The sequence below is a fragment of the Rhodosalinus sp. FB01 genome, from assembly GCF_041365715.1.
Lineage (GTDB): Bacteria > Pseudomonadota > Alphaproteobacteria > Rhodobacterales > Rhodobacteraceae > Rhodosalinus.
Map to the genome: position 1 here is coordinate 27033 of NZ_JBGFSH010000002.1, position 17063 is coordinate 44095.

Below are 17063 nucleotides of genomic sequence, written 5' to 3' on the forward strand. Positions count from 1 at the left end.
GAGCTCCGCGCGCGCCCCGTCGCTTACCCCGCCCGACGGCCCCGGCGCTTCGGGGCGGGCCGGCCGGGGGCGCACCATGGCCCGCGCACGGGGGTGCGCCGCGTTTCGCGACCTGCGTCGCCCCGTCGAGGGCGAGTTCGGGCGTGGGGAAGGCATCACCGTTTCACGCGCTCCATCGCCGGATCCAGCATCGGCCGCAGCGCGGCGCGGGCCGGCACGCGCTCGCCCGCGACATCGACCTCCCACGGGCCGGCCTCGACGATCTCGGGCGTCACGGCGCAGTCGAGCGCGACGAAGCCGATACCCACCGCACCGCCCAGCGTGTGCCCGTAGCCGCCGATCTGAAGATGGCCCACCTCCTTGCCGTCGAGGCGCACGATCTCGTTGCCGAAGAGCAGCGGCTCGGGGTCCTCGAGCAGGAATTGCAGCATCCGCGTCTTCGGCACGCCTTGCGCCTTGATCGCGGCCAGCGCGTCGCGGCCGATGAAGCCTCCGGGCTTGTCGAGCTTCACCGCGAAGCCGAGACCCGCCTCGATCGGGTTGTCGGTGTTGTCCACGTCGATGCCGAAGTCGCGATACGCCTTCTCCAGCCGCAGCGAGTTCAGCGTCTGCATCCCGGCGTTGCGCAGCCCCAGGTCGCGCCCGGCCTCGACCAGCAGATCGTAGACCTGAACCGCCTGCGTCGCCGGCACATGGAGTTCCCAGCCCAGTTCGCCCACGAAGGTCACGCGCAGGGCGAGCACCGCGTAGTAGCCGATATCGATCTCCTGCGCCGTCATGAAGGGGAAGGCCGCGTTGGACAGGTCGGTTTCGCTCAGCCGCTGCATCAGCTGCCGCGCCTTGGGGCCATGCACGTTGATCTGCGTGATGCCCGCCGTGAGGTCGGTGATAGTGACCCATTCGTTCGCGCCGATGTGGCGGCGCATCCGCATCTCGGTGTGGCCGTGCGAGTTCTCGCCCACCACGACGATGAATTTCGTCTCCGACAGGCGCGTCACGGTCAGATCGGCCTCGAAGCCTCCCCTGTCGTTGACCCAGGCGGTGTAGACGACGCGCCCCGGCGCGACGTCGACGTCGTTGCAGCTCAGCCGCGAGAGCAGCGCGCAGGCGTCCGGCCCCTCGACGGCGAATTTCGACATGCTCGACATGTCCATCACGATCACGTCCTCGCGCGCCGCGCGATGCTCTTCGGCGTGCCAGTCCCACCAGTTCTGGCGGAACCAGCTCAGCCGCTCGATCTTCGCCTGGGCGGGTGATGGCGCGAACCAGTCGGGCTGTTCCCAGCCGTTTCCTTCGGTGAAATACGCGCCCGCCGCCGCCAGCCGGTCGTAAAGCACCGACCGCTTGAGGTTCCGCCCGGTTTTCGGGGCCTCGTTGTGGAAATGCTGGCCGAACAGCTTGCCCAGAAGTTCGGTCGTCCGGTCGCGGCGGAAGGCGGGCGTCGCGTGGTGCCGGGTGAAGCGATTGACGTTGATGCCGGTCACGTCGATCGGCGGCACGCCCTCGACGATCCAGTGCGCGAGCGCCCGGCCCGTGCCCGCCCCGTTCAGGATGCCCAGGGAGTTCATGCCGCAGGCCACCCAGCAGTTGCGAAGCTCCGGCGTTTCGCCCACCAGCGGCGCGTTGTCCGGGGTGAAGCTTTCCGGCCCGCAGAAGAGCTTGCGCACGCCCACGTCCAACGCGCCGGGCACGCGGCTGTAGGCAAGTTCGAGCCAGGGGCCGACCCGGTCCCAGTCCGGCTCGATCTCGCCGAAGGCGAAGGTCTCCGGGATGCCCTCGACCTTCCAGGGCGCGGCGCCGGGCTCGAACAGGCCCAGCATCAGGCCGCCCACTTCCTCGCGGTAATAGGTGTAGGTCTTCGGATCCTCCAGCACCGGCAGGTCGCGCGGCAGCCCCTCGATCTTGTCGGTGATGAGATAGTAATGCTCGGCGGCCTGAAGCGGCAGCGTGATGCCGGCCTTCGCGCCCAGTTGCCGCGACCACATGCCCGCGCAGATCACCACGTGATCGGCGCTGATCTCATGCCCGTCCGCCATGCGCACCCCCACGGCACGGTCCCCCCGCACGACGATGTCGGTGACGGCGGTCGTCTCGAAGATCCGCGCGCCACCCATCTGCGCGCCCTTGGCGAGCGACATCGTCACGTCCACCGGGTTCGCGCGCCCGTCCTCGGCGATGTAGAAGCCGGCCAGCACGTCGCTCACGTCCCCGACCGGGAAGAGCTCCTGCACCTCGCGGGGCGAGATCTCGACCATGTCGATCCCGTGCCTGCGCATGAAGGGCGCGACGCGGCGCATCTCGTGCACGCGCTCCTCGTTGCTGGCGACCTGCAGGTATCCCACCGCGCGAAAGCCGGTGGGCACGCCCGTCTCTTCCTCGAGCCTGGCGTAGAGGTCGCGGCCGTGGGTGTAGATCTCGCATTCCGCCTCGGACTTGAGCAGCCCCGCGACGACCAGCCCCGCGGCGTGCCATGTCGTGCCCGATGTCAGGCGGTCACGCTCCAGCACCACCACGTCCGACACGCCGAGCTTCGTGAGGTGATAGGCGGTGTTGCAGCCGATGGAGCCGCCCCCGACGATCACGACGCCTGCGTGCGATGTCAAGTCGGACATGGTTGCTCCTCTTTCCCCAGGCTGCGCATCCGCGTTCGAAGCGGCGACACGGCAAAGCATTCTTGGATGCGCGCGGCGGCGCAACCCCCCTTCGCCCCGCGACCCGCGCGCGGTGCGCCCCGTGGAAACGCGGTCGGCACGGCCCCTGCTCCAGCGGCGCCGCAAACGTGGCCGCCCGGATCCTTCCGCCCGGGACCGCTGGATGCACGGTCGGCCCGATATTCGGGCTTGAAGCCGACCCGGAAGAGTATAATTTCATGAATGCACAGGGGAGCTCCGCGATGCCGGGGCTGAGATGCAGGGCGCAGGCCCTCGGACCCTTCAGCTGATCTGGGTAATGCCAGCGGAGCGAGGTGATCATGTTTTCCGGCGCACAGGTGTCAGTGTATCCGATGTCCGACGATTTCGTCGGCATCATTCTCGGCGCGCTCGGGGCGCTCGATCCCTGGCGCGATCGGCTCCGGCTCGAGACCGACGACCTGTCGACCCTGATGGTCGGTCCGCCGGAGATCCTCTTTCCCGCGATGCGCGACCTCTTCGTGGCGGCCGCCGCGTCCGGCGCGCACACGACGATGCACGCCACGATCTCGCGCGGCTGTCCCGGAGAGCCCGACGACCCGATCTGCACCCCCGTCGCCGGGCCGCCCCCGGAGATGGACCTGCCCACGCGCATCGCCACCTGCCGCGAGGCGGTGGCCGCCGCGCCTGAAAGCACGCAGACGGTGGCGGCGCAGCTGTCGCTCTATCCGCTGGGCATCGGCCATCACATGGACGAGATCTACGGCTGCATCGCGTTCCTCAAAAGCTCGGGCACCTTCGACAGGTCGAAGAATTTCTGCACCGCGCTGCGCGGCGACGCAGGCCCCGTCTTCGAGACGCTGAACCAGGCCTTCACCGGCTTCGGGTCGGCGGCCGCGCATCTCGCGCTCGACGTGACCGTATCGGCGAATTCGCCAAGCGACCGCTGACCCTGCCGCCCGCGCGCGGCCGGCATCCCTTCGAAATCTTGTCCAAAAAAGGAGGCCGACATGGCTGAACAATCCATCTGGACCATGCGCGAAACCCTGATCATCGCCGTTCTCGGCACCGTCTTCGGCGTGCTTTACCTGGGCTGGGTCCAGGTCTGGCTGGTTTTGCAGGCGATCTTCGGGGCCGTGACGATGGACGTGGTCATGGGCTTCTGGTTCATCGTCTCGATCATCGCGGCGGCGATCATCCGAAAGCCGGGGGTCGCGCTTGTCTCCGAGGTCATGGCCGCCGCCGTTCAGGTGCTTCTGGGCAGCCCGGCGGGGCTCTTGCTGCTGCTCACGGGCCTCGTGCAAGGCGCGGGGGCGGAGGCGGTCTTCGCGGCGACGCGCTGGCGGCGCTATTCCCTGCCGGTCCTGATGGCCGCGGGCATGGGGGCGGCCGTGTTCTCGTTCGTCTACACATGGATCCGGTTCGACTACGCAAGCCTCGCGCCAGGGCTGCTCGTCGCCATGTTCGTGCTTCGGCTGGCTTCGGGCGCCTTGCTGGGCGGCCTTCTGGGGCATGTCGTCGTCAAGGCGCTCTACCGCACGGGCGTCCTGTCGGGCCTCGCCATTGACCGGGACACCCGCGCCGCCAATGCCTGACGCGCTGGCCTACGAACGCGTCGCGCTGCGCTATCCCGGCGCGGCGTCCGACGCGTTCGGGCCCGTCTCGTTCTGCGTGCGGCGTGGCGAACGGGTGCTTCTGCTCGGCCCGTCCGGCGCGGGAAAATCCTCGCTTCTGCACGCCGCGACCGGGCTTCTACCCGAAGCGATCGACGGCATCCGCAGGGGCGAGATCCGCGTTGAGGGGCAGCCGGCGGGCACGCGGCGCCCGGCGGGCTGGGCCGATACCTGCGGCTATCTCTTTCAGGACGCCGCGCAGACGCTGGCCGGATTCACCGTGCGCGACGAGGTGGCCTTCGCCCTCGAGAACAGGGCGGTCGAGGCCGCGGATATCCCGGGGCTGGTCGCAAGAGCGATGGCCCGCGCCGGGCTGCCGACAGACTGGGCGGGACGGCGGATTTCCAACCTCTCCGGCGGGGAGCGTCAACTGGTGGCGCTTGCCGCGCTTCTCGCGCAGGACGCCGCGATCACGCTTGCCGACGAGCCCGCGGCAAGCCTCGCCCCCCAGGCGGCGCGGCGCATGACGGAGCTCGTACTGGCGCGCGGCCGCACGGCCCTCGTGGTGGAGCACAAGCCGGGGCCGATCCTCGACCGGATCGACCGCTGCCTCGCGCTCGGCCGCGACGGCCGCATCATCGCCGAGGGCCCGCCCTCGGAGGTGCTTGTCGCGCAGGGCCCGGCGCTGGCCGACAACGGGATCGCCCTGCCGCTTGGCATCCGCTTGCACCTCGCCATGCCGGAGATCCTCGCCCCGGCAGCCGACCTGACCGACAGCCTGCGCGGCCTGGCGCCCGGACGCCGCCGCACGGAGGCCCTGCGCGCCGCCGTCCTGCCCGATCCGGTGCCGCCCGGCGAAACGCTCGTCGCGCTCCGGAACGCGGATTGCGCCCCGGCCTTCGGTCCCGTGGTGCTGCGGGACATCACGTTATCCCTGCGCGCCGGAGAGGTCCTCGCGATCCTGGGGGCCAATGGGGCCGGCAAATCCACGCTTGCCGCCTGCCTCGCAGGGCTGCTGCCCCCGCACGCGGGCCAACGGACCGGCCCGCCCGGCGCGGTGGCGTTCCAGAACCCCGAGGCGCATTTCAGCCACGAATCCGTTGCCGCCGAGATCACGGCGGCAACGGACTCTGCGACGGCCTCCGACATCCTGGCCCGTTGGGGCCTGACCTTGGTGGCGGGCCAGCACCCCTTCACCCTTTCGCAGGGTCAGAAACGGCGGTTGGCGCTGGCGCTTCTGACCGAAACCGGCCGCTGGCCGGTCCTGATCCTCGACGAGCCGACGGGCGGGCTCGACGGGGCTGGCGAGGCCGCGCTGGGGCGGCGGATCCGGGCGCTTGCCCGGGGCGGGCACGGGGTTGCCGTGATCACGCATGATCTCGATTTCGCCCTGTCGGTGGCGGACCGCGCGGTGCTCGTCGCGCAGGGTGCCCTGCGGTTCGACGGCGCATGTCCGGCCCTGTTGCGGGACGAGGCGCGGCTGGCGCAAGCGGGGCTCCTGCCGCCGGAGGCCGCGCCGCTGCTCGGCTGGCTGGAGACGGCATGCTGAACGGCTTTCATCCCCTGCCGAAGCTGGCGTTGTGCCTTGCCTGGATCGTGGCGTCCCTCCTCGTTTTCCGGCTCTCCTTCCAGATCGCGCTTTTCGTGGCCGCGTCGGTCCTGCTTCTGGTCGACGCGCGCATCCCGCCGCGGCGCCTTCTGGCGCTGATGGTGCCCTTCGCGCTTTTCGGGTTCGGGTTCTTCACGACATCGGTGCTGTTTCGCGCCGACACGGGCTTCGCCTTCCAGATGGCGCGGGACCAGGGCGGCGCGCCCGACGCGGCACCGGGGCTGGTGCTGTTCTTCCGGGTGCTGGCCTGCGGCATGGTCTCGGCCGTCTTCGCGGCGACGACGGATCCCGGCCGGTTCGTGCGCGCGCTGATGTTTCATCTGCGCCTGCCGGCGCCGATGGGTTTCGCCCTGCTGCAGGCCATGCACATGGTGCCGGACCTGCGCGCGGAGATGCTTCAGCTGCGCATGGCGCGCGCGATCGGGCTGGGCCGCCCGCTGCGGCGCATCGCGTCGCCCGCGGAAATCGGGGCGCTGGCCATCCCGGCCCTCGCCTACGCGATCCGGCGCGCGACCCGCTCCGCACTCTCCTTCGAGGCGCGCGGCATGCAGCCCGGCGCAACGAGAACCCACCTGCCGCAGCCTCCGATCACGGGACGGGACTGGACGCTGCTGGCGCTGGGCCTCGGCCTGCTTGTCGCTGCGCTGTCGGCCGTGGGCGCGGCGGGGCCGTGATCGTCGGACGGGTGGCCAGGAGGCCGGGTGTCGTGCAGGACCTTTAAGGAAAGTCGGCGCCGCGGAGAGCGCCGGGAGGGAGAGGCGCACCGGACGACGGGGGCGTGACTTCGGCAATCCCGTGCCACCGCCGGGGTCCCGTTCGACGTCGATGATGCCGACCATCCCGTCGCGGATCATCCTCATGGTCTCTCGCCCGCACTTCGCCCGGGCGGGTGACGCCCCACCCCCCCAGGCGCGCGGCGTTGGCCTTCCGGTCGAACGCGCCGCGATGGCAAGCGCCGCCCGGATCACGCCTCGTGCCATGGCCGCCCTGGCAGGCTGCCTCCGGCAGGCTTCAGCCTCGGCCCTCGCAAAGCGTTCCGAGTTGAAGCAGCCCCGCGCCGAAGACCGGGTCCGGGCCGGGCTCTCCCAGATCCGCCGCCATGACGCGCAACTTCGCTGCGATCTCGCGCGGGCGAAGCTCGGGGCGCCGCTCGCGCAGGATCGCGGCGGCGGCGGTGACGAACGGCACCGCGTAGGAGGTGCCCGTCTTCCAGCGCGCGCCGCTGATAGAGGCCGCCGTCCATACGGCGACCCCCGGCGCGGCAAGATCGACATGCGCGCCCTGGATCGCGCGGCGGTAGACCACGAGGTCGCGATCGACCGCGGTGACGGCGATCACCTCGGGATAGGCGGCGGGAAAGGCCGGGTCTGCCCGCGGCCCGTCATTGCCAACCGCGGCGACGAGGACGATCCCCGCCTCGCCCGAAAGCCGCGCGACGACGGTCTCGAGCACGGTGTTGGGCGGACCGGCGAGGCTGAGATTGATGACGCCGACATCGCGCTCGGCCAGAAGCGCCATCGCCTCGAGAAGGGTGAAGAGATCCGCGCGCTCGTCCGATCCGCGACGGTGAAACGCGTCCACCGCGACAAGCCGCGCCGAGGGCACGAGGCCGGGCGCGCGTGTGGCCGGATCGCCGACGAGAAGCGCCGCGATCGCCGTGCCGTGCAGGGCGCGCGAGGGCGCGATCTCCTCCGGCGACAGGCGCACGACCTCAAGGTCGGCGCCGACGAGCGTCTCGTGGGCCTCGTTGATGCCGGTGTCGACCATCCCGATCGCCCCCCCGCCGCCGCAGCCCGCGGCCCGGTCGGCCGGCTCGGGCCAATCGATCATCCGCCGGATCGGACATTCCAGCGCCTCGCAATCCTCGGGGAAGCCCTCGGACCGGTAGTAGTGATTGACGTCGGCGTCCCGACCGCTTGGCAGCGCACGCACCGCGGCGCGGGCATCGGCCAGCGTCTGGCCGCGGGGGATGCGCAGCCGCCGCGGCGTCGCGTCGAGCCCGGGCACCGCAAGCTCCTCGATCACCTCGAAGCCCTGCGCGGTGAGCGTGGACAAATCGGCCGTGGTGAGCGCGAGGGCGACGATCTCGTCCGGCGCCGAAAGGGGGGGCGGCGGGGCCGGCGCAGCGGGGGCGGCGGGGGCAGGTGCCGTGCGACGCGGCTCCGGCGCGGTGCGCTCGGGCTGACCGAGCAGGCGCTCCAGGAAGTTGCCCCCGTCGCTCCCGCCGCTGCGCCCGCCGCCACCATCGTCGTCGTCGTCATCATCATCGTCGTCATCATCGTCGTCGTCGCCCCGGCCGTCGTCGCCGCCGTCGTCATCGTCGTCGTCGCCCCGGCCGTCGTCGCCGCCGTCGTCATCGTCGTCGTCGCCCCGGCCGTCGTCGCCGCCGTCGTCATCGTCGTCGTCGCCCCGGCCGTCGTCGCCGCCATTGTCGTCGTCCCCGCCATCGTCGTTCCCGCCGTCGTCGTCGTCCGCCCAGGCCGCACCGCCGGGCCCCCCGGTCGGGAAAAACGGGGGCGCCACGGCAAGAAGACCGGCGAGAAAAAGCAGGGTGGCCGCGCGCAGCATCATGGCGATACTCTCCGTTTTTCTTGCGTCGCATGGAATACGTTCCGGATATCTTCGTATTCCGCAATGCTGCGCGGAAAGTTCTGGGGCGCGCCGGATGCTGGATGATTTCGAGACGGAGCTCGTCGCGGCGCTGCCGGTCCTGCGCCGCTACGCGCTGTCGCTCTGCCGGCGGCCGGACATGGCCGACGATCTCGTGCAGACCACGGTGGAACGCGCGGTCGAGGCGCGCGGCCGCGTCGAACCCGGGGCGCGGCTTCAGCCGTGGCTCTTTCGCATCCTGCGCAATGCCTGGATCGACACCGGGCGCCGGCAGGCCACCCGGGGCACGGAGATCGACGTGCACGCCACGCCCGAGGCCGCGGTCACCGACGGGGCGCGCGCGACGGAGGCGTCGCTGATGCTGACGCAGACCGTGGCAGCGCTGGAAACCCTGCCCGCCGATCAGCGGGACGTGATCGTCCTCGTCTGCTTCGAGGAACTGACCTATGCCGAGGCGGCCGGGGTTCTGGGCGTTCCGGCGGGCACCGTGATGAGCCGCCTGGCGCGCGGACGCGTCGCGCTGGCCCGGAAGATGGGAATAGACCGCGCCGCCGACGCGTAGGTCCGTCGAGGAAAAGGAAAGAGCCCATGGCAACGCATGACCTCTCCGACGAGACCCTGATGGCCTACGCGGACGGGGCGCTCGACGCGGACACCGCCGCCGCGGTCGAGAGGGCCGCGTCGGAGGACGAGACCGTGGCGCAGCGCATCGCGCTTTTCCGCGCGACGGGCGATGTGCTTGCCACGGCCCGCGCCGCCCGCCCCGCGGAGCCGGTGCCCGAAACGCTGATGGCGCGGGTGCGGGCGACGCTCGACGCGGCCCGCGACACGCGCGTCACGCCGTTTGCCCGACCCGCCGGCCGGGGCGCGGCCAGCGGGCTGCCCTGGGCGCCCATGGCGCTCGCGGCGAGCCTGGCGCTCGCGGTCGGGCTGGCCACGGGCCTGACGCTGCGGCCGGATACCGCGCCGGATGCCGCGCGGGGGCTCGCCGCGCTCGAGGCGGGCGGGATCGCCGGGGCGCTGTCGCGGCTCGAGGCCGGGGCGGCGGCGCGCGTGGCGGCAGGCGAGGTTTCGGTGATCTCGTCCTTCCGCATGCCCGACGGCGCGCTTTGCCGCGAATTCGAACTCGACACGGAGCGCGACGCCACGACCGCCGTCGCCTGCGCCGAGGGTGCGGCGTGGAACCTGCGTTTCGCAGCCTCGACCGGCGCTGGCGCGGACAGTGGGCAGAGCTACGCGCCCGCCGGCGCGCTCGAGGCGCTGGACGCATGGATGGTGTCGGTCGAAGCCGGTGCGCCGCTGCCGCCGGAGGAGGAGCGGGCCGCGCTGTCGGCGCTGGAGGACTGACAGCCTCGCGCCGGCCGGTCCGGGCGCCTTCGGCGCCCTTGCCACGGCGCATCGGCTTGCATCACGACCGAAAGACCGGTGCGACGGGGCCGGTCGGCATGTTGCGCATGTTCGGGTGCCGGAACGGGGCTGTCGCCCGGCGTTCGGTCCATGCGCGGGAAAACCCGAGGGACAAGGCGCTCGGCGCACGCACGGAGCGGGAACGAAAAGGGCCGGCCCGCATGCCGGGCCGGCCCCACCTCGGTCGCGATGCTATCGCTCAGTCGTCATCGTCGTTGTCGTCGCCGTCGCCCCCGTCGTCATCGTCATCGCGGTCGCCACCGTCATCATCATCGTCATCGCGGTCGCCACCGTCATCGTCGTCGTCATCGCGGTCGCCGCCGTCATCGTCATCATCGTCGCGATCACCGTCATCGTCATCGTCGTCGAGATCACCGTCATCATCATCATCATCATCATCATCGTCGTCGTCATCATCGTCATCGTCATCATCGTCATCGTCGTCGTCATCATCGTCGTCATTCATGCCACGCACGTCATCGCGCGAGAGGTCCTGTCCGCCGTTGCGGTCCAGGAACCGCGTCGCCGCGGCCGCGCCGAAGCGGCTTTCAAGCTCCTCGAAGGACAGAAGGCCGTCCCCGTTGGTATCGATATCCGAAAAGCGCGCCTGCGCTCCCGCGGTCGTGCTCGTCATGAGAAGCGCGACGGTGCCGAGAGCCGCGAAGGTGAATCTGAAGGTCATTGCAGGATCTCCGTGATTTGAGGTGTGGTTCGATCGAACCGGTCGGGTCGCGCTCTGCACGCGGCGGAAGCCGCCGACCGCGCCGGCGAAGGCCCGGACGGGCGCGCGCCCGTCGAGGAGTGCACGGGATGGCCCGGCGCGGCGGGATCGACGACCGTCGTGAACGATGTTCGGTCCTTCATTCTTGCGCTCCCGCCACCTGGCCCCGTGCGCTGGGCCTCGGAAGGGTTTACGAACCGTGGCCGTCATCTATTCCCGGGACGGGACGGATTTCTTCCCCGCCGCGATCGGTGCGCGACCGGCCAGCCGCAACCACGCCCGCCGTCCGCGCACGAGCCACGGATAAATCAGGGCGGCCCTGCCCGGCTTGCCGAAGAGCCAGCGCTGCACCCGGTTGCCGAGCCCGCCCTCGCCGGACAGCAGGGCGAGCAGGTGAACCGCCTCGACCCCGTGATATCGCTTCCCCTGCCAAAGCACGACCATGCCCTCGTCGAGATCGAGCCCCGCGTCCAGCGCCTCGCCGACGCGCGGATCCCCGGACCGGGCATCGACCAGCTCCACCTGCCCCACCGTCGCGCGAAGCCGCGCCATGCGGACATAAGACGCGCAGAACGGGCACGCGCCGTCGTAGAGGATGGTCAGCGGATCGGCCGTCATGGCGGGGTCCTTCATTTCATGGCTTCATGGAATACGCAGCCGCTTGGATCGTATTCCGACAGGATGGGAAAAACCGGAGACGGACGGATGCCGACACGCCTGCCGCACGCAGCCACCCTCGCCCAGGCGCTCGCGCGCCCGGTTCCCGCGCTCTCGCTCGCCGCGTTCCGGATCGCGCTGGGGGCCATGCTGGTCTGGGATTGCTGGCGTTTCATCAAGTACGACCGGATATGGCGCTACTGGGTCGCGCCGGACTACCATTTCACCTATCCCGGTTTCGGCTGGGTGCAGCCCCTGCCGGAGCCGTGGATCTACGTCGCGTGGCTGGCGATGGGCGTCTTCGCGCTGCTCGTCATGCTGGGCCTGTTCTACCGCGTGGCGATCGTCGCGCTGACCGTGACGTTCAGCTATTTCTTCCTGCTCGACAAGGCGGAATACCTCAACCACTTCTACCTCGTCATCCTGTTCCTGCTGATCATGTGCGTCCTTCCCGCGCATCGGGCCCTGTCGCTCGACGCGCGCCTCTTCGAGGGTGTGCGCGCGACGCATGTGCCCTATGCCGCGGTGTTCATCCTGCGCGCGCAGATGGAAATCATGCTGATCTATGCGGGCCTCGTGAAGCTGACGCCCGACTGGCTGGCGGGAGAGCCGCTTGGGCTGTGGCTCCGCGCGCAGGCGGGCGATCACTGGTTCGGTTTCCTTTTCCAGTACGATTGGGTGATCCTCGCGGGCACATGGGGCGCCGTCGCGCTCCACATCGTCGGCGCGCCGCTGCTCCTGTGGGAAAGGACCCGGCTTGCCGTCTTCCTCGTCTACTGCGTGTTCCATGCCGCGAACGCCCTCTTCTTCAACATCGGGATCTTTCCCTGGCTGACGATCGCGGCGACGACGATCTTCTTCGCGCCGGACTGGCCGCGCCAGTTCGCGCGCTGGCTGCTCCTGCACTTCGAGGAACTGCCGCCCCATGTGCCGCCACCCGCGCCGGCCATGCGCGCCCTGCCGGCCGCGGCCCTCGTGGCGATGGCCGGCTGGCTTGCGGTGCAGGTCGCGCTGCCGCTGCGCGCAGGCGCCCTTCCCACCGAGGTGCGCTGGTCGGGGGACGGGCACCGCTTTTCCTGGCGGATGCGGATCTACGACCGGGACGCCGAGGGGGTGTTCCACGTGACGTCCGGCACCGAGACGTGGGAGGTCGACGCACGCGATTACCTCTCCCGGCGGCAGGCGCGCAAGATGATGGTGCGCTCCGACATGGTGCACGCCTTCGCCGGTCATCTGGAAGAGATCTGGCGACAGGCCGGCCACAGCGACGTCTCGGTCCGCGCGGAGATCCGCAAGTCGCTCAACGGCCGCCCGCCGCAGCTATTCATCGATCCCGACGTGGACCTGACCGCGGTGCCTCTGGGCTACCTCCGCGCCGACCCATGGGTGCTTCCGCTGCGCGAACCGGTCTGGGGCGTGGCCGACAACGGCTTGCCGGATCCGGTCATCGACCTTTCCCTTGCAACGGACGCTCCTGCCCTCGCGGTCGGCCCTGCGCGCGCCACGCGCGCGGAGCGCCCGCCGCAATGATGCCCGCGGCAGCCGGCTTCGGAAGACGCCGCCGCGAACGGACCCGCGCGCCTTGGTCCGGGCCAAGGCGTCGCCGCGCGATCGCGACGACGCGGCACGGCGTTCGGCCGGTGGCAGCTTCTCCGCTCGCGCGGAAACGGCAGAGGCCCCGGTCCCGCGGCTCGACTGACGCCTTGTCGACGCCGCTGCCCGGTTCGAACCTCCCCCGCCTCGCGGGCGCGTTTCGCCCGGCGGTCGAAGAAGGGCTGGACTTTCCGGGGCGTCCGGTTACTTGCCCGGATCGGGGTCTGCGAGGCAATATCATGGACATCACCATCCTCGATGGCGGAATGGGGCAGGAGCTGGTGCGCCGCGCGGGCCGCGCGACACCGCTCTGGTCCACGCAGGCGCTGCTGGACGAGCCCGATCTGGTGCGCGGCGTGCATCGCGATTTCTTCGCGGCGGGTGCAGAGGTCGCGACCGCGGACACATACGCCCTTCTGCCAGACCGGCTTGCGCCGCGCGACCTTGCCGAGCGCCTCGAGGAACTGATCGATATCGCCTGCACGAGCGCCGCCGAGGCGCGTGACGCGGCCGGCCGCGGGCTGGTCGCCGGATCGCTGGGGCCGCTCGGCTTCTCGTATCGCCCGGACCTTGCCCCGCCGGTCGAGCGCGCGGCGGAGATCTACGCGCATGTCGCCGCGCGCCAGGCGCGGGTGGTCGACGTCCTCCTGCTCGAGACGATGTCTTCGGTCGACGAGGCGCGCGGCGCGCTCATGGGTGCGCGAACCGCCGGCAAACCCGTCTGGCTGGCGCTGAGCGTCATGGACGAGGACGGCACGCGCCTTCGTTCCGGCGAAGCCTTGTCCGATATCGCGCCGCTCCTGCCCGAATACCGCCCGGAGCGGGTGATGCTGAACTGTTCGCGTCCCGAGGCAGTGTCCCGCGGATTGCCGATCCTCGCGGGCCTCGGACTGCCCTTCGGCGCCTACGCCAACGGGTTCACGCAAATCGATCCACGGTTCGACCGGATCGGCGCGACCACGGACCTGCTGACGGCGCGCGAGGATGTCGGGCCGGAACGATACGCGGACTTCGCAGCCGAATGGGTCGAAGCCGGCGCCTCGACGATCGGCGGGTGCTGCGAAATCGGGCCCGCGCATATCGCGGAACTCTCCCGGCGGCTCAAGAGCGGGTGCCCCGACGCTTCATCCTGAGACGATCGCGGCCGCGCCCGGCGTCAAAGCGGCGGCGGGCCGAGAGATCTCATGGGTCACAGCACGCCGGACTGCGCGGCGATGATCGCGCTCGCGGCCCTTTCGGCCGATGCCAGGGCCCCCTCCATCAATCCGCCCATCTCGGGTGCGGTCTCGGTCACGGCGAAATGAAGCCGGCCGCCCCAGAGGTCCGTCGCTCCGGCGGGCACGCCGTAGGCAGGGTGGCCTTGCGGAGGAACGTGATCCTGCCCGGTCGCGGCGAGGGGGTCGAACGCCCAGTCCTTCAGCGACGTCAGCACCGGCGACGCCGCGGCGGAACCGAAGATGCGCGAAAGCTGGCCAAGCGCGGCGTCCTCGATCTGCCGGGCATTCTCGAACCGCTGGGCCGCGGGAACGCCCAGGAATCCGAAAAGCGCGGCAGGGCGTCCGTCAGCGCCCGAGGCGTCGTGGATTTCCGCGAGCGGCCCGTGGCGGCTCATCGCGTCACCGGACAGGCCCGCCTCGCGCCAGAAAGGGCGATCGTAGACCGCGACGAACTTGGCATGCCCTGCCATCCAGGTAGGAATGGCGTCGAGGCGGTGCAGCACGTCCCCGGGCAGACCGGGCTCGAAACGAAGACCCGCGGCAAGGCGCGGCGGCAGCGCCAGCACCACGTGGCGCGCCATCACGCGCCGCCCGTCGGCCAGCAGGATCCCGGCGCCCCGTTCGACACCGCGAACCGGGCTGTCGAGGTGCAGACGGTCCGCCGGCAAGCGCGCCACCAGCCCGTCGATCACGGCGACCGCACCGCCGTCGATGCGCAAGGCGCCCTGCATCGACGCAAAGCCCTCCCCGCGATGCACGCGCCCCTGCGCGTCCTCGAGGCAGATCTCGCCCTCCGAATGCTGGGGAAAGGCCCGAAGGCCGAGATCCGCGATCAGTTGCGCAAGGCGCGGCTGACCCGGCCAGAACCAGGACGGGCCGAGGTCCACGCGGCCACCGGGCGCGCCGAGCGCCGCGATTCGGCCGCCAAACCTCTGTCCCGCCTCGAAAACCCGGAACTCTATCCCGGCGCGCGCCAGCCGCGCGGCGAGCGACACTCCGGAAAGACCGCCGCCGACGATGGCGACCGTCGTGTCGAGGCTTTCGGCGTCACGCATGGACGCGCCTCCGCCGGCCCGGCCGAGGCCCCCGGTCGCTGCCGGGGCGCTCCGCCCCGGGCACGCTCGTCCTGGTCATCATGCCTCGCTCGCCTCCTTGAACCGTTCTTGCCGGACCGTATCCGCCGGGGAACGGGAAATACCAGCCGACTTTCCGCGCGACCAAGCCGGTCTTCGGCCCGGCACGTCGAACCTGAAGAGGTCTCCGAAGGGATCAGGCTCTTGCCCGGCCCCGGAGAGATCGCGGGAGCCCCGGGCCGCGACGGGTCGGGCCGGACAGGTCAGGAAGGCTCCGCCGACAGGGCCCGGACGGCGGCCCGTCCGCAAGATCACCCCGACGTCCGGCGGCGACGGGGGCGCGACATGCATCGGCGGCGATCACGCCGGCCGCGTCCCCGGAGATGAGGCGCGCGGCGTGGGCCGCGCGGTCCATCGCATGACCGGCCCGGAGGGCGCATCGAGCCTCTTGGCCTTCGCTTGCGATCTGCCGCCCGAAGCCCGCTCGGCACGGATGACCCTGACCGGCTCGCGGCCCGGGTTCCGCGGCAGGAGGCGGGACGCGTCAGCGCGAAGGAGGTGCCGCCCGGCCGGGGCAACCGGTCGGTCCGGTTCTTCGAGCACCTGGCGCGGGCGCGCGGCGGCCCGGGTTGACCTCGGGCTCAGGTTGGTTATGTAGCGTGCAGGTGTGGCGCAAGACAGGCGCCCACGCCCGACGGATGCCGATCACGCGCCGAACCGCCATCACGAAAGGCGGTGCATCCGAATTGGGCTTCATGGCGCGGCAAAACGATCTCGACGCTTGGGGCGATCACATGCGCCCCCCGACACCGGCGCTGACCGCGCCGCGGTCGCGCGTCCTTGGCACGTTTCGGCGCAGCCGCGCCGATGCCGGTCTGCGGGAGACAGTACCGATTGTCCCGCGACGAGACGACTGAAATGTTACGCAACCACTCCGAAGGGAGAGAAGCGATGAAAAAGCTGACACTTGCAATGGCCGCAGGGGCGCTGAGCGTTCCGGCGATGGCCCACGCCGAATGCGGCGAGGTGTCGATCACCGAGATGAACTGGGCGTCCGGACAGGTCGTCACGAGCGTCGCATCGTTCATCATGGGTCAGGGCTATGGCTGCGACGTGAGCGTCGTGCAGTCCGACACCATCCCGGCCGTCACCTCGGTGGCCGAGAACGGCGAGCCCGACATCGTGACCGAGCTCTGGCTCAACTCGACCGGCGACACCTACGACGAACTCAAGCAGGCCGGCAAGGTCGTCGAGGCCGGCCCCGTGCTCGATCCCGGCGGTGTCGAGGGCTGGTGGATTCCCACCTACCTCGCCGAGGCGCATCCCGAACTGACCACCATCGAGGGCATTCTCGAGAACCCGGAGCTGGTCGACGCACGCTTCTACAACTGTCCCGAGGGCTGGGGCTGCCGCGTGGTGAGCGACAACCTCGCCCGCGCGCTCGACCTCGAGGGCAACGGCTTCGAGGTGTTCAACTCCGGCTCCGGGCAGGTGCTCGCCTCGTCGATGGCCGACGCCGTGCTGAACGAGGAGCCGTGGCTGGGCTATTACTGGGGACCGACCGTGCCGCTGGGCAAGTACGACATGACCAAGGTCGATCTCGGCCCGGTCAAGGAAGACGTGCACGCGCGCAACCAGAACGCCGACGCCGACAATCCCGGCGTCTCGGACTTTCCGGCCGCGCCGGTCGCCACCGCCGTAACGGCCACCTTCCAGCAGGAAAACCCGGAGGTTTTCGAGTTCCTGCAGAACATGACCTTCAAGACCGCGGACATGAGTTCGGTGCTGGCCTGGAAGGACGAGAACAACGCCTCGGCGGATGAGGCGGCGGTCTACTACCTGACCAACTACCAGGATCAGTGGGCAAACTGGCTGAACGACGAGGCGCGGGCGAATCTCGCCAACATCCTCGACCAGAGCTGATCCGCTGAAA

14 protein-coding genes and 1 riboswitch are annotated in these 17063 nt (G+C 70.5%); of the genes, 9 read left to right on the forward strand and 5 right to left on the reverse strand.

Annotated features, from left to right (window positions below):
* Positions 1 to 155: 155 nt before the first annotated feature.
* The gene (locus tag AB6A65_RS02800) at positions 156 to 2612 is read right to left on the reverse strand and encodes an FAD-dependent oxidoreductase (RefSeq protein WP_371036838.1); all 2457 of its coding nucleotides are present in this window, start codon (positions 2610 to 2612) and stop codon (positions 156 to 158) included.
* Positions 2613 to 2869: 257 nt separating this feature from the next.
* A riboswitch (TPP riboswitch) is annotated at positions 2870 to 2981 on the forward strand.
* Here AB6A65_RS02800 and AB6A65_RS02805 point away from each other — a divergent pair.
* From AB6A65_RS02805 to AB6A65_RS02820, 4 genes are all read left to right on the forward strand, one after another.
* Complete coding sequence (locus AB6A65_RS02805; RefSeq protein WP_371036839.1) at positions 2972 to 3580, forward strand: YkoF family thiamine/hydroxymethylpyrimidine-binding protein; 609 nt, start codon at positions 2972 to 2974, stop codon at positions 3578 to 3580. (Overlaps the previous riboswitch by 10 nt.)
* 60 nt (positions 3581 to 3640) lie before the next feature.
* Entirely contained in the window at positions 3641 to 4225 is a 585-nt protein-coding gene (locus tag AB6A65_RS02810; protein WP_371036840.1) for an ECF transporter S component, read from the forward strand.
* Complete coding sequence (locus AB6A65_RS02815) at positions 4218 to 5792, forward strand: ABC transporter ATP-binding protein (protein ID WP_371036841.1); 1575 nt, start codon at positions 4218 to 4220, stop codon at positions 5790 to 5792. Before AB6A65_RS02810 ends, AB6A65_RS02815 begins: the two co-directional genes overlap by 8 nt.
* The gene (locus AB6A65_RS02820; RefSeq protein WP_371036842.1) at positions 5786 to 6526 is read left to right on the forward strand and encodes an energy-coupling factor transporter transmembrane protein EcfT; all 741 of its coding nucleotides are present in this window, start codon (positions 5786 to 5788) and stop codon (positions 6524 to 6526) included. The genes AB6A65_RS02815 and AB6A65_RS02820 overlap by 7 nt, the downstream gene beginning before the upstream one ends.
* 337 nt (positions 6527 to 6863) lie before the next feature.
* Here the strand turns inward: AB6A65_RS02820 and AB6A65_RS02825 are convergent, their stop codons facing one another.
* Positions 6864 to 8423, reverse strand: coding sequence for a S8 family serine peptidase (locus AB6A65_RS02825; RefSeq protein ID WP_371036843.1), 1560 nt, complete (start codon positions 8421 to 8423; stop codon positions 6864 to 6866).
* 94 nt (positions 8424 to 8517) lie between these two features.
* Between AB6A65_RS02825 and AB6A65_RS02830 the strand changes: the two genes are divergently transcribed.
* Both AB6A65_RS02830 and AB6A65_RS02835 read left to right on the forward strand, forming a co-directional pair.
* Positions 8518 to 9024, forward strand: a complete 507-nt coding sequence (locus tag AB6A65_RS02830) for an RNA polymerase sigma factor (RefSeq protein ID WP_371036844.1) — start codon at positions 8518 to 8520, stop codon at positions 9022 to 9024.
* 26 nt (positions 9025 to 9050) lie between these two features.
* Entirely contained in the window at positions 9051 to 9809 is a 759-nt protein-coding gene (locus AB6A65_RS02835) for an anti-sigma factor (RefSeq protein ID WP_371036845.1), read from the forward strand.
* Positions 9810 to 10068: 259 nt separating this feature from the next.
* Here the strand turns inward: AB6A65_RS02835 and AB6A65_RS02840 are convergent, their stop codons facing one another.
* Together AB6A65_RS02840 and AB6A65_RS02845 are read right to left on the reverse strand one after the other, a co-directional pair.
* Positions 10069 to 10551, reverse strand: a complete 483-nt coding sequence (locus AB6A65_RS02840) for a hypothetical protein (protein ID WP_371036846.1) — start codon at positions 10549 to 10551, stop codon at positions 10069 to 10071.
* A gap of 249 nt (positions 10552 to 10800) precedes the next feature.
* Complete coding sequence (locus tag AB6A65_RS02845) at positions 10801 to 11208, reverse strand: thiol-disulfide oxidoreductase DCC family protein (protein WP_371036847.1); 408 nt, start codon at positions 11206 to 11208, stop codon at positions 10801 to 10803.
* Between the two features lie 87 nt (positions 11209 to 11295).
* On the opposite strand from AB6A65_RS02845, the gene AB6A65_RS02850 reads away from it, so the two are divergent.
* Together AB6A65_RS02850 and AB6A65_RS02855 are read left to right on the forward strand one after the other, a co-directional pair.
* A complete protein-coding gene (locus AB6A65_RS02850) occupies positions 11296 to 12777 on the forward strand; it encodes an HTTM domain-containing protein (RefSeq protein WP_371036848.1) in 1482 nt (493 codons plus the stop codon).
* 302 nt (positions 12778 to 13079) lie between these two features.
* Entirely contained in the window at positions 13080 to 13973 is an 894-nt protein-coding gene (locus AB6A65_RS02855; RefSeq protein WP_371036849.1) for a homocysteine S-methyltransferase family protein, read from the forward strand.
* 56 nt (positions 13974 to 14029) lie between these two features.
* Here the strand turns inward: AB6A65_RS02855 and AB6A65_RS02860 are convergent, their stop codons facing one another.
* On the reverse strand, positions 14030 to 15112 hold the full coding sequence (locus tag AB6A65_RS02860; protein ID WP_371036850.1) for a flavin monoamine oxidase family protein: 1083 nt from the start codon (positions 15110 to 15112) through the stop codon (positions 14030 to 14032).
* A gap of 969 nt (positions 15113 to 16081) precedes the next feature.
* Here AB6A65_RS02860 and AB6A65_RS02865 point away from each other — a divergent pair.
* On the forward strand, positions 16082 to 17053 hold the full coding sequence (locus tag AB6A65_RS02865) for an ABC transporter substrate-binding protein (RefSeq protein WP_371036851.1): 972 nt from the start codon (positions 16082 to 16084) through the stop codon (positions 17051 to 17053).
* Positions 17054 to 17063 lie beyond the last annotated feature (10 nt).

Excerpts from the sequence above, each read along its gene's own strand:
- AB6A65_RS02860 (WP_371036850.1), bottom strand. The coding sequence starts at position 15,112 with ATGCGTGACGCCGAAAGCCTCGACACGACGGTCGCCATCGTCGGCGGC.
- AB6A65_RS02845 (WP_371036847.1), bottom strand. The coding sequence starts at position 11,208 with ATGACGGCCGATCCGCTGACCATCCTCTACGACGGCGCGTGCCCGTTC.
- AB6A65_RS02850 (WP_371036848.1), top strand. The coding sequence starts at position 11,296 with ATGCCGACACGCCTGCCGCACGCAGCCACCCTCGCCCAGGCGCTCGCG.
- AB6A65_RS02815 (WP_371036841.1), top strand. The coding sequence starts at position 4,218 with ATGCCTGACGCGCTGGCCTACGAACGCGTCGCGCTGCGCTATCCCGGC.
- AB6A65_RS02820 (WP_371036842.1), top strand. The coding sequence starts at position 5,786 with ATGCTGAACGGCTTTCATCCCCTGCCGAAGCTGGCGTTGTGCCTTGCC.
- AB6A65_RS02810 (WP_371036840.1), top strand. The coding sequence starts at position 3,641 with ATGGCTGAACAATCCATCTGGACCATGCGCGAAACCCTGATCATCGCC.
- AB6A65_RS02835 (WP_371036845.1), top strand. The coding sequence starts at position 9,051 with ATGGCAACGCATGACCTCTCCGACGAGACCCTGATGGCCTACGCGGAC.
- AB6A65_RS02855 (WP_371036849.1), top strand. The coding sequence starts at position 13,080 with ATGGACATCACCATCCTCGATGGCGGAATGGGGCAGGAGCTGGTGCGC.
- AB6A65_RS02865 (WP_371036851.1), top strand. The coding sequence starts at position 16,082 with ATGAAAAAGCTGACACTTGCAATGGCCGCAGGGGCGCTGAGCGTTCCG.
- AB6A65_RS02825 (WP_371036843.1), bottom strand. The coding sequence starts at position 8,423 with ATGATGCTGCGCGCGGCCACCCTGCTTTTTCTCGCCGGTCTTCTTGCC.
- AB6A65_RS02830 (WP_371036844.1), top strand. The coding sequence starts at position 8,518 with ATGCTGGATGATTTCGAGACGGAGCTCGTCGCGGCGCTGCCGGTCCTG.
- AB6A65_RS02840 (WP_371036846.1), bottom strand. The coding sequence starts at position 10,551 with ATGACCTTCAGATTCACCTTCGCGGCTCTCGGCACCGTCGCGCTTCTC.
- AB6A65_RS02805 (WP_371036839.1), top strand. The coding sequence starts at position 2,972 with ATGTTTTCCGGCGCACAGGTGTCAGTGTATCCGATGTCCGACGATTTC.
- AB6A65_RS02800 (WP_371036838.1), bottom strand. The coding sequence starts at position 2,612 with ATGTCCGACTTGACATCGCACGCAGGCGTCGTGATCGTCGGGGGCGGC.